The sequence below is a fragment of the Luteimonas sp. TWI596 genome (assembly GCF_039674105.1).
Taxonomy (GTDB): domain Bacteria; phylum Pseudomonadota; class Gammaproteobacteria; order Xanthomonadales; family Xanthomonadaceae; genus Luteimonas.
In genome coordinates, this window is sequence record NZ_JBDJMU010000007.1 from 81,735 (window position 1) to 95,492 (window position 13,758).

The following is a 13,758-nucleotide window of genomic DNA, read 5'->3' on the forward strand; positions in this document are numbered from 1 at the left end:
TGGGCGCATCGCCGCGATCACCCAATCAGGTGCGGGATGCTGTGGAACAACGTCGTCGTGTAGTCGACGAGATAGCCGACCAGGAACGCGCCGAGTGCGAACAACGCGGCGGTCAGCGCGACGGCCTTGGCGACGAACGCGATCGTCGGCTCGTTGATCTGGGTGGCGGCCTGCAACACGCCGACCACGACGCCGACGACCAGCACCGTCGCCAGCAGCGGGCCACCAACCCACAGGGCGACTTCGAGGCCACGACGCAACTCGGTGAGGGCGAGTTCGGGGGTCATGGCAGGTTGAAACTCGCCGCCAACGTGCCGACCGTCAGCACCCAGCCGTCGACGAGCACGAACAGCAGGATCTTGAACGGCGCGGAGACCAGCATCGGCGAGAGCATCATCATGCCCATCGACATCAACACGCTGGCCACGACCAGGTCGATGATGATGAAGGGGATGAAGATCAGAAATCCGATCTCGAACGCGGTCTTGAGTTCGCTGGTGACGAACGAGGCGACCAGCACCTGGAACGGTACCGCGTCGGGGCCGGCGTAGGTGCCATGCCCGGCGAGGCCGGCGAAGGTCATCAGGTCGGTCTCGCGCACCTGCGCCAGCATGAAGCCGCGCAGCGGCGCGGTGCCGAGCTCCCAGGCGGTGCGAAAATCGATGCGGCCGTCGAGATAGGGCCCGAAGCCGGCGTTCCATGCCGACTCCCAGACCGGCGTCATCACCAGCGCGGTGAGGAACAGCGCCAGGCCGACGAGCACCTGATTGGACGGCGTCTGCCCGGTGCCCAGTGCCTGGCGCAGCAGTGCGAGCACCACGATGATGCGGGTGAAGGCGGTCAGCACCAGCAGCATCGACGGGATCAGCGTGATCGCCGTCATCAGCAACAGGGTCTGCAGCGGCAGGCTCACCGGCGCATCGCCGATCTGGCCGACGGTCACGTCGGGCAAGGCCGGCAGTTGCGGCGCGAGCGCAGGCGTGGCGAGCGCCAGCACCGGCAGCAGCAGGCATAGCGCGCCGGCAAAGGTCGCCAACAAGCGGGAAGGGCGGAACATGTCAGGGATCCTTGCGCAGCCGCTGGGCGAGCAGCTGTCTGAAATCGGGAAGCGACTTGAGCGTGGGCATCGCCAGCGGCGGTGCCTCGGCCAGCGGTGCGGGCAGCACATGCAGCGTGCGCACGCCGCCGGCGCCGATGCCCACCAGCAGTTGTTCGCCGCCGACCTGCAGCACCGCTGCGCGCTCCTTGCCGCCGAGCGGAATGCTGGCGACCACCCGCAGGCCGTCGGCCTGGCGCAGGCCGCTGCCGGGCAGGCGCTTGAGCAGCCAGGCCAGGCCGAGGATCAGCCCGAGCACCAGGACCAACGCCACGAAGGCGCCGCCCAGGCCCGGGGCCTGTGGTGCATGGCTGCCGATCGGCATCGGCGTCGGCGGGCCGAGCGTGGCGACCGGCGTCGCGACGGCCGGGGTGACGACCGCAGCTTCGATGGGGGGCGCCGATGCGGTGGGCACGGCATCCGTGCCATGGTCCGCGTCGCTGTCGACATGAGGCTGTGACGCCGTCGCTGCCGTCTGGGGCGAAGCCGACAGGGCCGCGGCCCGACCGGTCGCCGCGGCGGCGGGAAAGGCGCCGGCAACGATCACCGCAGTCTCCGGATCCGCTCGCTGGGGCTGACGACATCGGTCAGGCGCACGCCGAACCGGTCGTTGATCACGACGACTTCGCCATGGGCGATCAGCGTGCCATTGACGTAGACATCGAGCGGCTCGCCGGCACCGCGCTCGAGCTCGACCACCGAACCGCGGTTGAGCTGCAGCAGATTGCGGATCGGCATGCGCGTACGGCCGACTTCCAGCGACAGCGCGACCGGCACGTCGAGGATGACATCGAGGTTGAGATCGGCGGCATCGTCGGCGCGTTCGGAGCGCAGGTCGTCGAAGCGCGCGGGTTCGGCCGCGTGCGCGGCGGGATCCTGGGAGTTCATGCGGGCAGGTCCTGGACGGGGGCGGGGCGGGGCGGCTGGGTGCCGGGTGGTCGTGTCTCGGTGATCTTCACCACGTTGCAACCGCCGGAGGTGCCGAAGCGTCCGGTGAACACCGGGATGTCCTCCACGCAGATCGGCACGTCCTCGGGCAGCTCGATCGGCAGGATGTCGCCGACCTTCAACCGGGTCAGGCGGCGCAGGTCGATCGTGCGCTTGGCCAGGATGCTCGACACCGTGACCTCGGCCGACATCAGCTGCTCGCGCATCGACACGTTCCAGCTTTCGTCGCGGTCGACGCGGTCGCTCTGGATGCCGGCATCGAGCAGTTCGCGGATCGGTTCGAGCATCGAATAAGGCAGCGTGATGTGGATCTCGCCACCGCCGCCTTCGAGTTCGACATGGAAGCGGCTGACGACCACGTACTCGCGCGGGGTGACGATGTTGGCGAAGTGCGGGTTGATCTCCGAGTTGATGTACTCGCACTCCACGTCCAGCACCGGCGCCCAGGCCTCGGCCATGTCGGCGAAGGTCTGGCGCAGCATCAGCTGAATCACCCGCATCTCGGTCGGGGTGAACTCCCGGCCTTCGATGCGGGTGGGGTAACGGCCATCGCCGCCGAAGAAATTGTCGACGACCGCGAACACCAGCTTGGGCTCGAACACGATCAGGCCGGTACCGCGCAGCGGCTTGAACTTGATCAGGTTGAGGTTGGTCGGCACGTAGAGCTGGTGCAGGTAGTCGCCGAACTTGATCAGGTCGATACCGCGTACCGACAGGTCGGCCGAACGGCGGATCAGGTTGAACAGGCCGATCCGCCACAGCCGCACGAAGCGTTCGTTGACCATCTCCAGCGTCGGCATGCGCCCGCGGATGATGCGGTCCTGGCTGGCGAAGTCGTAGGTCCGCGCCTCGCCCGGATCGGCTTGCGGCTCGGTGTCCACCGCGCCCGAGTCGACGCCGTGCAGCAGTGCGTCGATCTCGTCTTGCGATAGCAGGTCGTTGGAATTCATGCCGCTCGCCTCACTGGGTCACGAAGCTGGTGAACAGCAGCGCTTCGGCGCGCGGCTTGCCGGTTTCCTCGGTCATCAGCGTCTGCACTTCCGACAGCGCCTGCGCGCGCAGCGCCTCCTTGCCCTGGCGCGTGGCGACAGTGCCGGCGGTCTGCTGGGAGAACAGCATCAGCAGCCGCGCGCGCAGCGCCGGCTCGTGGTGCTGGAGCTGGGCGACATCGAGTGGATCGCGCGTGACCAGTTGCACCTCGACCTGCAGATAGCGCGGTCCTTCGCTCTCGTCGCCGAGGTTGACGACGAACGGCGGCGCCATCGGCAGGTACTGGGCCTGTGCCGGCAGCACGGGCTTGGGCGGCCCGGGATTGTTGCGCAGGTGCAGTGCCGCGGCGCCGCCGGCCGCCGCCAGTGCGAGCAGCAGCAGGCCGCCGAGGATCGACAACAGCAGCTTGCGCCGCTTCTTGGGAGGAGACTTGGGTTGCGGGTCGGCAGCGGCGGCCACGGGCGGGTCCGAAAAGGGAATGCCTGTGCTTGGATGCAATCGCCGTGCCGTTCTGGCGACGGTGGGCCGTCACGCTGGGCGGATGTGGCCGGGCCGAGGCACTGTGGACGCAGCGTCGCGCGGCGCGAAACGCGCGCGACGCCCGTCGCGCTGCGACTGGAAGCCGTCGCGGGATCGACGTCGTCGTCTAGGCGTAGGCGTCGAGCAGACCGATCCGCCGGGCCGTCGGTGCGGGCGCCGGCCGCGCTTCGGGGCCGGCGTCGTGCTGGGCGGTGGATGTCGCGCGGCCGGACGGCGACGACATTCCGTCGCGTGCGTCCGCGCCGCCGTCGTGGCCCACGCCGGCATGCGCGAGCTGGAAACCGTGTTCGCCGAGCAGATCCCGGAGCCGCGGCAGGCCCTGTTCGAGGGCGTCGCGGGTCTGTGCGTGCGGGCTGATGAAGTCGGCGGCGATGCGGTCGCCGTCGAGCTGCAGGCGCACCTCGACCGGGCCCAGGTCCTGCGGCGTGACGCGAATGCGGGCATGGCCGATCTTCTGGCCCGCCATCCATTCGAGCTGGGCGCCCAGGCGGTCCTCGAAGTCTCCGCGATGGACATCGGGCGTCGGCAGTGGGGCATCGAGCAGCGGCGGCGGCGTGCGCACGGCCGGGGCCGGTGCGCCCGGCAGCGCGAATGCGATCGGCGCAGGGGGCTGGCCAGTATCGGGCGCGGGCTCGCTGGCCGGGTGCGTCGCGACGACGGCGACGGTCGCGAGCGTGTCGACGTCGCCGGTGGCGGCATCGGGCGACAGCGCGAGCGCGGGCATGCGCGGCGCGGTTGTCGCGGCGGCCGTGGTGATCGCCGCGGCCTGCGGCGGCGTCTGGGCCGCCGGCATTGCGGTTGTCTCGGCGGGCGGGTCGGCGACCGGCAGCGCGGCGAACCCCGGCAGCCCGACCAGGCCGGCCGGCGGCCACGGCATCGGATCGCCAGGCACCGGCCCGGTCCCGGTCGCGGCGGCCGGATCGTGGTCTTCGGAGGTCGGCGCGGTGTCGGGCGATGCCGCTGCCTCGACCTCGGCGGACGGGCGGTCGTCGTGCCGCCCTTCCGGCGTGCGCCGCTGCGCGGAGGCGTCGGTGCTGCGTTGCGCCTGCCGCCGTTCGAGGGCCCGGGCGAACCCGTCCTCGCCGTCGGCGGGGCCCGACGCCGCGCCGGTGCTGCGCGCCGCCGCGGACGGCGCGCCCATGCCGGGAGTCGCGGTCGCCGCCAGTGGGGTCATGCGTCCTGGCCCTCGCTCGCGGCCAGGCGCACGCGGCGCGCTCCCAGATCGTCGAGCTCACGCTGGGAGCGGCGCTCGTCGACCTGGCGCTCCTGCGCGCGATAACTGGCCGCCAGTTGCTCGAGTACCTGCTTGTCGCGGCTGGCCAGCAGCAGCCGGCCGCGTTCGAGCTCGACCGTCTGCCGGCTCTGGTCGACGGTGCGGCTCTGCTGCTCGACGGCGTTTTCCAGCCGATCCAGGAATGCGCGGCGGTTGGCAAGTTGCGCCGGACTGGTCGCGGCGAGCTGGCTGTGGGCGTATTCGTCGGCATAGCGCCGCAACTCGGCCAGGCGGGCCTCGTGCGCGTCAAGCGATGACTGGCGCTGGGCGAGTACGCGCGCCGCCGCGTCTTCGTGGTCCTGGGCGCGGCTGAGCAACGGATCGATGCGTCGGGACTGTTTCATGCAGCGGGTTCCTCGGGTTGCAGCAGGCGTTCGAGCGCCTGTCGGCTGTGTTGCAGGTCGGCAGCGCGGGCGATGTCCTGGCCCAGGAAGGCGACGATGTCCGGCCAGCGCGCCAGCGCTTCGTCGACCGCCGGGTCACCGCCGCGCTGGTAGGCGCCGATGGCGATGAGGTCGCGGTTGGCGTTGTAGGCGCTGACCAGACGCTTGAGCGCGCGGATCCGGTCGCGCCAGTCGACGTCGGCGATCTCGGTGACCACGCGGCTGACCGACGATTCGACGTCGATCGCCGGGTACAGGCCGGCGTCGGCGATCCGGCGCGAGAGCAGGATGTGGCCGTCGAGGATCGCGCGCGCGGCATCGGCGATCGGGTCCTGCGGATCGTCGCCTTCGGTCAGCACGGTGTAGAACGCGGTGATCGAGCCGCGGCCCTTGGCGCCATTGCCGGCGCGCTCGACCAGGGCCGGCAGCTTGGCGAACACCGACGGCGGATAGCCGCGCGTGGTCGGCGGCTCGCCCACCGACAGCCCGATCTCGCGCTGCGCCTGCGCAAAGCGGGTCAGCGAGTCCATCAGCAGCAGCACGTTGAGGCCCTGGTCGCGGAACCACTCGGCGATCGCGGTTGCGCGATAGGCGCCATGCAGACGCGCCAACGGCGGCCGGTCGGCCGGCGCGGCGACCACGACCGCACGCCGCAGGCCATCCTCGCCCAGGGTGGTCTCGACGAAATCGCGTACCTCGCGGCCACGCTCGCCGATCAGGCCCACGACGATCACATCGGCCGAGGTGAAGCGGGTCATCATGCCCAGCAGCGTCGACTTGCCCACGCCTGAGCCGGCGAACAGGCCCACGCGCTGGCCGCGGCCGATCGGCAGCAGCGCGTTGATCGCGCGCACGCCCACGTCCAGCGGCTGGGTGATCGGCTCGCGTGCCAGCGGGTTGATCGACACGCCGGCCATGCCGACGGTGCCCTCGGCACGGATCGGGCCCTTGCCGTCGAGCGGCACGCCGTCGCTGTCGATCACCCGGCCGAGCAGGCCCTCGCCGATCTCCACGCCGCCGCGGCGCTGCAGCGGCACGACGCGGGCGTTGGGCAGCAGGCCGTGCAGTTCGGCGCTGGGCATCAGCGAGGTGCGTTCGCCGGCGAAGCCGACGACCTCGGCCTCGACCCAACCCCCGTCGGCGACCTCGACCCGGCAGGTCGCGCCCATCGGCGCTTCGCAGCCGACCGCCTCGAGCGTCAGCCCGACCGCGCGGCGCAGGATGCCTTCGCGGATCAGCCCGCGTCCGGCCGCAGGGTCCGGCCCGGTGCTGTCCAGGCGCGCGGCCAGGCGCAGGTTGCGGGCGGCCAACCAGTCGGCGGGATCGGCGCGGGGCAGGGGGGCGCTCATCCGCGCGTCCCGGCGCGGCGCAGCACGGTGTCCAGCGCGCCGCGCAGCCGCGCCTCGAGACTGCCATCGATGCGCACGCTGGGCGCATGCACGCGCAAGTCGCCGCGCGCCAGCGCCGGATCGGCGACCAGGCGGGTCTCGTCCGGCAACGCCAGCAACGGCGTCAGCGAGGCGATGTCATCGGGATGCAGGCGCACCTCGACCTCGCGCGCCGCGCCGCCGACCGCATCGACGGCGTCGGTGACCAGTTCGGCCAGCAGTGCCGGCTCGGCCTCGTAGGCGCGGCCCACCAGGCTGCCTGCGATGCGCGCGGCCAGTTCGCCCAGCGCGGCGACGACTTCGTTTTCCAGCCGCGCCAGCGGCCGCGAGAAGTTGTCGAGGATGCCCTCGATCTGCGCGGCCAGCCGGCGCATCTCCGCCTGCGCCTGCGCCAGGCCTTCGGCGCGGCCCTGGGCCAGGCCCTCGGCATGGCCTTCGCGCTGGGCGTCGTCGCGGATGCGCTGGATCTCTTCGAGCGAGGGCGGGCGCGGCAGTTCGGCCGGGACCTCGGTGGCCGCGGGGGCAGGGACGAGGGCCGCGTCGAGCGCCGGTGCCAGCCAGCGCACCGCGCCGCTCATACCAGCGCCTCGGCGTTGCCGCCGCCACCGAGCGTCAGCGCGCCCTCATCGGCGAGCCGGCGCACGATCGTCAGGATCTCCTTCTGCGCCGACTCCACGTCCGACAGCCGGACCGGCCCGCGGGCTTCCATATCCTCGATCAGGATCTCGGCCGCGCGTTGCGACATGTTGCGGGTGATCTTCTCGCGCACACGCGGATCGGCGCCGCGCAGCGCGATGCCCAGGCGGTCGCCCGAGACTTCGCGCAGTACGATCTGCAGTTCGCGGTCGTCGAGTTCGATCAGGTCGTCGAACACGAACATCAGGTCCTGGATGCGCTGGCACAGCTGCGGGTCGATCTTGCGGATCGCACCCAGCAGCCCCTGGTCCTGGCCCGACTCCATGAAGTTGAGGATGTTCGCCGCGACCTTGACCCCGCCGACGGCCGACGACTTGAGGTTCTGGTTGCCGGCGAACTGCCGCTCCATGATCTCGTTGAGTTCGTTGAGCGCATTGGGCGGGATGCCGTCGAGCGTGGCGATGCGCAGCAGCACGTCGGCGCGGGTGCGCTCGGGCATCAGCTTGAGCGCATCGGCCGCCTGGTCGGGGTCGAGGTGCGACATCACGATCGCGATGATCTGCGGATGCTCGTGGCGCACCAGGTCGGCGATCGCGCGCGGGTCCATCCACTTGAGCGTGTCCAGCCCGGTGGTGTTGCGCCCCAGCAGGATGCGGTCGATCAGGCTGCCGGCCTTGTCGGCGCCCAGCGCCTGGACCAGCACCGCGCGGATGTAGTCGTCGGCGCCGACGCCGAGCGAGGTCTGCCGCTCCAGCGCGCCGTGGAAGTCGTCCATCACGCCGGTGACCTGCTCGCGGCTGACCGGCCCCATGGTCGCCATCGCCAGGCCGAGCTTCTGCACTTCCTTGGCGCCCATGTGCTTGAGCACCTCGGCCGCGTCGGCCTCGCCGAGCGAGAGCAGCAGCACCGCGGCGCGCTGCACGCCGGTCATCTCGCCGATGTCAGGTGGTCGCTTCATCGCCCAGCCATCCCTTCACCACCTGCGCCACGCGCTTGGAATCGGTCTTCACCGCCTCGCGGGCCTGCCGCAGGCGGTCTTCATAGGCATCGGACGGCAACGCGATCGCCGCCTGCGCGTGCGCCGGGCCCGACAGTGCGCCGATCTGCGCGGTGTCGTCGGCGAGCGCCGGCACGGCCTCGTCGTCGAGCAGCACGACCTCGGCGGTCTCGGGGTCGGCGCCGCGCCGGGGCTTGGCCGACGGCCCGGTGATCTGGCGCACTGCCGGGCGCACCACGCCGAACAGCAGCGCCAGCACGACCAGCGCGCCGAGCGCGATCCGCGCGATGTCGCGCAGCATCGGCTGCTGCCACCACGGCACCGCGCCGACGTCGTCGAGCGTCTCGCGCACGAACGGCGCGTTCATCACCGACACCACGTCGCCGCGGGCCTCGTCGAAGCCGACCGCCTGGCGCACCAGCGCCTCGATGCGCTGCAGTTCGGCCGCGGTCAACGGCTGCAGCGTGGTCGCGCCGTCGGCGCCGGTGCGCGGCACGTGGTCGACCAGCACCGCGGCGGTGACCCGGCGGATCCGGCCGCCCGGCTGGCGGGTGTGGCTGAGCGTGCGGTCGAGCTCGTAGTTGCGGGTCGCGCTGCGCGACGATTCGCCCGTGTTGCCTGCGGCCGCGGCGACCGCCGCATCGACCGGCGCCGGGTTGGCGGCGGTGTCGGGCAGGTTGCTGGTCGCGCCAGGGATGCCCTGGGGACCCGCGGGCGCGCTGTTCTCGCTGGTCTGCTCGCTGCGCAGCTTGGGCGGCTCGGCGTTGTAGAGCTCGCGCGCCTCTTCGCTGACCGAGAAATCCATGTCCACGGTGACCTCGGCGTTGACCCGGCCGGCGCCGGTCATCGGCTCGAGCAGCTCGCGGATGCGCTGGTTGAACGAGGTCTCCTGGCGCCGCGCCTGCTCGAACTGCTGCGCACTCATCGCCGCGTCCGGGTCCTGGCGGCTGTCGCTGAGCAGGCGGCCGTTCTGGTCGACGATGGTGACGCGCTCGGGCGCGAGGTCGGGGATGCTGGAGGCGACCAGGTGCACGATCGCGTCGACCTGTCCGCGCTCGAGACTGGCGCCGCCGCGCAGCTCGAGCACGACCGAGGCACTGGCGGCCTCGCGCTGGCGGGTGAAGGCGCTGGGCTTGGGGATCGCCAAGTGCACGCGGGCGTCGCGCACCGGGCGCAGGGCTGCGATCGTGCGCACCAGTTCGGTCTCCAGCGCATGCTGGTAGCGCGCGGTCTCGACGAACTGGCTGACCCCGAAGCCTGGGTCGCGCTCCATCAACTCGAAGCCCAGGCGACCCGACTCGGTCAGCCCGGAGCCGGCGAGCTTCAAGCGGGCGTCGTGCACGTTCTGCTCGGGCACCGAGATCGCGCCGGTCGCCTGGTCGATGCGGAACGGGATCTGCGCGGTACGCAGCAGGTCGGTGGCTTCGGCCGTGGCCTTGGCGTCGAGGCCGGCGTACAGCGGCACGTAGCCGGGCGTCTGCGACCAGAAGAACACGATCAGGCCGCCGGCGATGGCCGCGGCCAGCAGCAGCATCTTGCCCAGACGGCGGGCGAGCTGCATCTTCTCCAGCCGGTCGAGCACCTCGACTGCCTTGCCGCCGGCCTTGTCGGCGTTGAAGACATCCTTGGGAAGCGGGATCGCCATGGGTCAGTCGGTCTCCGGTGCCGTCACAGCGGCATGTTCATGACGTCCTGGTACGCCTGTACCAGACGGTTGCGCACTTCCACCGTGGCGCGGAATGCCACCTGCGATTGCTGCGAGGCCACCATCACCTTGGCCAGATCCGCGCCCGGCTCGCCGAGCTCGAATGCGCGTACCAGCGCGCCGCTGCGTTGCTGCGCCGCGTTCACGCCCTCGATCGCGTTGCGCAGCGTCGCGCCGAAGCTCGGGCTTGCCGCGCCTGCGACGCCACCCGGCGCCTGCGCGCCGCCCAGGCCCTGGACCGGGATCGCATCCGAGCGCGCGGCATCGGCGGCGATCGTCTCGCGCGCCTGCGCCATGGCCGGCATCTGGCCCTGGAAGCTGCGGATCTGCGAGAGGATCGAATTGACCGAATGGCTCATGGGGGCGGGGTGTCGGAAGCCTGCCGGGACGATGCAAGTCGCGTGCCGCGTGCCTTGCGACAGTGGCGCCGGACTCTTGGCGCCGCACCCGATGCGCGGTTTTGCCCGCCCGACAAAGGCGGCGCGCGTTCTCGGGTTGCCGGGTGGCGGGCGCGGCGTCCGCTCAGGCGGCCAGTTCGCGCTCGATGCCGTACTTGCGCAGCTTCTCGGCCAGCGTGGTGCGGCGCAGGCCCAGCAACTGCGCGGCGTGCGCGACGACGCCGTCGCTGCGCTCGAGCGCCTCGCGGATCAGGCCCAGCTCGATCCGTGCCATATGGTCGCGCAGGTCCAGCCCGTCCTCGGGCAACTGCGTCGGTTCGGCTGCATCCGCGGTCGCAGCGGGCGCTTGGACGTCCGCCTGCGGCGCCGCAGGCGTGTCGATCAGATGCTCGCGGTAGCGTTGCGGCAGGTCCTGCACGCGTACCATGCCGCCTGGATTGAGCACCGCCAGGCGCTCGACCAGGTTGCTCAGCTCGCGCACGTTGCCCGGCCAGGCATAGCCGGCCAGGGCCTCGATCGTGTCGGCCGCGAAGCGGATCTCGCCGCGGCCGTTGCGCGCCAGCTGGCCGGCGATCGTGGCCATCAGCTCGGGCAGGTCGTCGCGCCGTTCGCGCAGCGACGGCATCTCGATCGGGAACACATTGAGGCGGTAGAACAAATCCTCGCGAAACTGGCCCTCGCCGATCCGCGCCTCGAGGTCGCGGTGGGTCGCCGCGATCACGCGGACATCGCAGCGGATCGACTGGTTGCCGCCGACGCGCTCAAAGCACCGCTCCTGCAGCACGCGCAGCAGCTTGACCTGCATCGGCAGGCTCATGTCGCCGATCTCGTCGAGCAGCAGCGTGCCGCCCTCGGCCATCTCGAAGCGGCCCTTGCGCGCCGACAGTGCCCCGGTGAACGCGCCCTTCTCATGGCCGAACAGCTCGCTTTCGAGCAGTTCGGCCGGGATCGCACCGCAGTTGATCGCCACGAACGGCCCATCGCGTCGGGCCGAGCGCTGGTGGATGGCGCGCGCGGCGACTTCCTTGCCGGTGCCCGATTCGCCCAGCACCAGCACCGTGGTGTCGAACGGCGCCACCTGGTCGATCATGCGTCGCAGGCGCCGGACCGGCTCGCTGCTGCCGGTCGGCCCGAAGCCCTGCTCGGTCGAGGCCTGGCGGTCGGCATCGATGCGCTTGAGGCTGGCGATGCGCAGCAGGTTCTCGAGCTGGGCGTGGCGCAGCGGCGATTCCAGCGTCCACACCCCGGCCTCGTGCAGGCCGTGCGCGGCAGCGAACGTCGGCGCTTCGCCGTCGATCAACAGCACCGGTGGCGCGATGCCGGCCTGGCCCAGCCAGCCGAAGAAGGCGGGCGCGGCGGCATCGTCGGCGGCGATGTCGCCGACCAGCACTGCGACCCAGTCGCTGGACCGGTGGCGCGCGGTGGAGATCTCGCCGGCCTCGGCGACCCAGCGCGGACGCAGGTCCATGAATTCGAGCAGCGTGCACAGCCGCTCGGCGCGGTCGCCGTCGGCGTCGATGACCAGGATGCGCGGCTCGCTCACAGCTGCGCTCCCGGCTCGCCCTGCGGATGGCGCAGGCTGTCGAGGATCTGCATGACTTCCTGGATATAGGACAGCTTGCTGACGAAGTTGTCGGCGCCGGCGCGCGTGGCGTGCTCGCGGTGCTCGGCGTCGTCGAAGTGGCTGGCGATCACGATGTAGGGCGGGTCGTCCTGCGCCTTGATCAACCGCGCGGCCTGCAGGCCGCCCATCTCCGGCATCGCCAGGTCCATCAGCACCACATCCGGGCGCAGCGCCTCGGATTGCGCGATGGCCTCCAGGCCGTTGCCGGCGGTGCCGACCACGTCCAGCCAGTCCAGTCGGCGCAAGTGGCGCAGCGCGGCATTGATGAAGCCGTCGTGGTCGTCGACCAGCAGTACCTTGATCTTGTCCATGGGGGTCTCAGGCCGTTCGGGCCAGTGGCGCGGACGCCGGGGCGCGGCGCAGACGTGCGGGCGGAATGTCGAGCTGTTCGCGGTACTTGGCGACGGTACGCCGCGCGATGTGCACGCCCTGGCGTGCGAGCAGCGCGGCGATCGCGTCGTCGGCCAGCGGGCGGTGCCGCGGCTCGGCCTCGATCAGCCGCCGGACCATCGCTCGGACCGCGGCGCCGGAGACTTCCGCGCCTTCCAGGCGCACTGCGAAGAAGCGCTTCATCTCGATCGTGCCGCGTGGCGTCTGCAGATACTTGCCGGTGGTGATCCGCGAGACCGTCGATTCGTGCATGCCGATCGCCTCGGCGACCTCCTTGAGGGTCAACGGCGCGATGGCTTCCTCGCCCTGGGCCAGGAAGGCCGCCTGGCGTTCGACCAACACGCGCGCGGTGCGCAGCAAGGTTTCGTAACGCATCGACAGGCCACGTGCGAACCAGCGGGCCTCCTGCAGCAGTTCGCGCATCGGCGCGGCGGCCTCGCCGCCATCGGCAAGCAACCGCTCGTAGCCGGCGTTGATCGTCACGCGCGGGGTTGTGACCGGGTTCAATGCGACGCGCCAGCCGGCGTCGGCATGCCAGACCACGACATCGGGCACGACCGCGTCGTCGGATACGGGGGCGCCGGTCTGGGCCGGGCGCGGATCGAGCGCGCGCACCAGCGCGATCGCTTCATGGATATCCTCGACCGCGCGGTCGAGACGGCGGGCGATCGCATCGACATCGTGCGCGGCCAGCAGGTCGAGCGCGACCGCGACCAGGCGCCGGGCCAACGGACGGCCGGGCACGTGGCCGGGCAGGGCGTCGAGTTGCGCCAGCAGGCACTCGCGCACGTCGCGGGCGGCGATGCCGGCCGGATCGCCGGCCAGCAGCCGCTGGCGCACCGCCTCGGCTTGCGCCGCCGAGCAGCCCAACTGCGTCGGCGCCTGTTCGGCGAGCGCCTCGGGCGGCGCGACCAGATAGCCGGCCTCGTCGCAGTGGGTCAGCCAGAACGCGGCGATCGCCAGTTGCGCGTCCGAAAGTTCCAGCGCCAGGCGCTGCAGGATTCGCCAGTGCGGATCGCTCGACGGCTCGGCCGCGATCCGCTGCAGGCCGTCGTCATCGCCGCTCCAACTGGCGCTGCGCACGTCCCACATCGTGCTGTCGGGCAGTTCGTCGAACGCGGCGACCTCGACCCGGCCATCGGGGATGGCGTCGGTATCGACCGGAGCGGGCGCGGCGACGGGGACCTCGTCGAGCTCCAGCATCGGGTTGTGCGCGAGCACGCGGCGCACTTCCAGCTCCAGTTGCTGCCCATCGAGCTGCAGCAGGCGGATGGACTGCAGCAACTGCGGTGTGAGATGCAGCTGTTGGCCGAGCTGCAGCGAGGCGGAGGCCTTCATGTCGGAATCCCGTCGCGCCGGACGTCGACGCGTGCAGGCATCGTGAAGGCGG

16 protein-coding genes are annotated in these 13,758 nt (G+C 71.4%); all 16 read right to left on the bottom strand.

Features of this window, described 5'->3' with window-relative positions; genetic code table 11:
* Nucleotides 1-17: 17 nt before the first annotated feature.
* Entirely contained in the window at nucleotides 18-287 is a 270-nt protein-coding gene (locus ABE487_RS07260; RefSeq protein ID WP_346442595.1) for a flagellar biosynthetic protein FliQ, read from the bottom strand.
* Nucleotides 284-1,057: a flagellar type III secretion system pore protein FliP gene (gene fliP, locus ABE487_RS07265; protein ID WP_346442594.1), complete on the bottom strand. Its 774-nt coding sequence runs from the start codon at nucleotides 1,055-1,057 to the stop codon at nucleotides 284-286. The genes ABE487_RS07260 and fliP overlap by 4 nt, the downstream gene beginning before the upstream one ends.
* Nucleotide 1,058: 1 nt before the next feature.
* Complete coding sequence (fliO, locus tag ABE487_RS07270; protein ID WP_183427101.1) at nucleotides 1,059-1,421, bottom strand: flagellar biosynthetic protein FliO; 363 nt, start codon at nucleotides 1,419-1,421, stop codon at nucleotides 1,059-1,061.
* 218 nt (nucleotides 1,422-1,639) lie between these two features.
* Nucleotides 1,640-1,984 carry a flagellar motor switch protein FliN gene (gene fliN, locus ABE487_RS07275; RefSeq protein ID WP_346442592.1) on the bottom strand — a complete coding sequence of 115 codons (345 nt, stop codon included), beginning with the start codon at nucleotides 1,982-1,984 and terminating at the stop codon, nucleotides 1,640-1,642.
* The gene (gene fliM, locus ABE487_RS07280; protein WP_346442590.1) at nucleotides 1,981-2,994 is read right to left on the bottom strand and encodes a flagellar motor switch protein FliM; all 1,014 of its coding nucleotides are present in this window, start codon (nucleotides 2,992-2,994) and stop codon (nucleotides 1,981-1,983) included. The genes fliN and fliM overlap by 4 nt, the downstream gene beginning before the upstream one ends.
* Nucleotides 2,995-3,004: 10 nt before the next feature.
* Nucleotides 3,005-3,493, bottom strand: coding sequence for a flagellar basal body-associated FliL family protein (locus ABE487_RS07285; RefSeq protein ID WP_346442588.1), 489 nt, complete (start codon nucleotides 3,491-3,493; stop codon nucleotides 3,005-3,007).
* Nucleotides 3,494-3,680: 187 nt separating this feature from the next.
* A complete protein-coding gene (locus tag ABE487_RS07290) occupies nucleotides 3,681-4,748 on the bottom strand; it encodes a flagellar hook-length control protein FliK (protein WP_346451895.1) in 1,068 nt (355 codons plus the stop codon).
* Complete coding sequence (fliJ, locus tag ABE487_RS07295) at nucleotides 4,745-5,191, bottom strand: flagellar export protein FliJ (RefSeq protein WP_346442584.1); 447 nt, start codon at nucleotides 5,189-5,191, stop codon at nucleotides 4,745-4,747. The genes ABE487_RS07290 and fliJ overlap by 4 nt, the downstream gene beginning before the upstream one ends.
* Nucleotides 5,188-6,579, bottom strand: coding sequence for a flagellar protein export ATPase FliI (gene fliI, locus ABE487_RS07300; RefSeq protein WP_346442582.1), 1,392 nt, complete (start codon nucleotides 6,577-6,579; stop codon nucleotides 5,188-5,190). The genes fliJ and fliI overlap by 4 nt, the downstream gene beginning before the upstream one ends.
* Nucleotides 6,576-7,196 carry a FliH/SctL family protein gene (locus ABE487_RS07305; RefSeq protein WP_346442581.1) on the bottom strand — a complete coding sequence of 207 codons (621 nt, stop codon included), beginning with the start codon at nucleotides 7,194-7,196 and terminating at the stop codon, nucleotides 6,576-6,578. Before ABE487_RS07305 ends, fliI begins: the two co-directional genes overlap by 4 nt.
* Nucleotides 7,193-8,185: a flagellar motor switch protein FliG gene (gene fliG / locus ABE487_RS07310; RefSeq protein WP_183427103.1), complete on the bottom strand. Its 993-nt coding sequence runs from the start codon at nucleotides 8,183-8,185 to the stop codon at nucleotides 7,193-7,195. Before fliG ends, ABE487_RS07305 begins: the two co-directional genes overlap by 4 nt.
* Before the next feature lie 10 nt (nucleotides 8,186-8,195).
* Entirely contained in the window at nucleotides 8,196-9,896 is a 1,701-nt protein-coding gene (gene fliF, locus ABE487_RS07315) for a flagellar basal-body MS-ring/collar protein FliF (RefSeq protein ID WP_346442579.1), read from the bottom strand.
* Nucleotides 9,897-9,919: 23 nt separating this feature from the next.
* On the bottom strand, nucleotides 9,920-10,315 hold the full coding sequence (fliE, locus tag ABE487_RS07320; RefSeq protein WP_346442578.1) for a flagellar hook-basal body complex protein FliE: 396 nt from the start codon (nucleotides 10,313-10,315) through the stop codon (nucleotides 9,920-9,922).
* Nucleotides 10,316-10,478: 163 nt separating this feature from the next.
* Nucleotides 10,479-11,897, bottom strand: coding sequence for a sigma-54 dependent transcriptional regulator (locus tag ABE487_RS07325; RefSeq protein ID WP_346442576.1), 1,419 nt, complete (start codon nucleotides 11,895-11,897; stop codon nucleotides 10,479-10,481).
* Nucleotides 11,894-12,289 (bottom strand): response regulator transcription factor, encoded by a 396-nt coding sequence (locus tag ABE487_RS07330; RefSeq protein WP_346442574.1) that lies wholly within the window; start codon nucleotides 12,287-12,289, stop codon nucleotides 11,894-11,896. Before ABE487_RS07330 ends, ABE487_RS07325 begins: the two co-directional genes overlap by 4 nt.
* Nucleotides 12,290-12,296: 7 nt before the next feature.
* On the bottom strand, nucleotides 12,297-13,706 hold the full coding sequence (rpoN, locus tag ABE487_RS07335; RefSeq protein ID WP_346451893.1) for an RNA polymerase factor sigma-54: 1,410 nt from the start codon (nucleotides 13,704-13,706) through the stop codon (nucleotides 12,297-12,299).
* Nucleotides 13,707-13,758 lie beyond the last annotated feature (52 nt).

Excerpts from the sequence above, each read along its gene's own strand:
- ABE487_RS07260 (WP_346442595.1), bottom strand. The coding sequence starts at position 287 with ATGACCCCCGAACTCGCCCTCACCGAGTTGCGTCGTGGCCTCGAAGTC.
- fliP (WP_346442594.1), bottom strand. The coding sequence starts at position 1,057 with ATGTTCCGCCCTTCCCGCTTGTTGGCGACCTTTGCCGGCGCGCTATGC.
- fliO (WP_183427101.1), bottom strand. The coding sequence starts at position 1,421 with ATGCCGATCGGCAGCCATGCACCACAGGCCCCGGGCCTGGGCGGCGCC.
- fliN (WP_346442592.1), bottom strand. The coding sequence starts at position 1,984 with ATGAACTCCCAGGATCCCGCCGCGCACGCGGCCGAACCCGCGCGCTTC.
- fliM (WP_346442590.1), bottom strand. The coding sequence starts at position 2,994 with ATGAATTCCAACGACCTGCTATCGCAAGACGAGATCGACGCACTGCTG.
- ABE487_RS07290 (WP_346451895.1), bottom strand. The coding sequence starts at position 4,748 with ATGACCCCACTGGCGGCGACCGCGACTCCCGGCATGGGCGCGCCGTCC.
- fliJ (WP_346442584.1), bottom strand. The coding sequence starts at position 5,191 with ATGAAACAGTCCCGACGCATCGATCCGTTGCTCAGCCGCGCCCAGGAC.
- fliI (WP_346442582.1), bottom strand. The coding sequence starts at position 6,579 with ATGAGCGCCCCCCTGCCCCGCGCCGATCCCGCCGACTGGTTGGCCGCC.
- ABE487_RS07305 (WP_346442581.1), bottom strand. The coding sequence starts at position 7,196 with ATGAGCGGCGCGGTGCGCTGGCTGGCACCGGCGCTCGACGCGGCCCTC.
- fliG (WP_183427103.1), bottom strand. The coding sequence starts at position 8,185 with ATGACCGGCGTGCAGCGCGCCGCGGTGCTGCTGCTCTCGCTCGGCGAG.
- fliF (WP_346442579.1), bottom strand. The coding sequence starts at position 9,896 with ATGGCGATCCCGCTTCCCAAGGATGTCTTCAACGCCGACAAGGCCGGC.
- fliE (WP_346442578.1), bottom strand. The coding sequence starts at position 10,315 with ATGAGCCATTCGGTCAATTCGATCCTCTCGCAGATCCGCAGCTTCCAG.
- ABE487_RS07330 (WP_346442574.1), bottom strand. The coding sequence starts at position 12,289 with ATGGACAAGATCAAGGTACTGCTGGTCGACGACCACGACGGCTTCATC.
- rpoN (WP_346451893.1), bottom strand. The coding sequence starts at position 13,706 with ATGAAGGCCTCCGCCTCGCTGCAGCTCGGCCAACAGCTGCATCTCACA.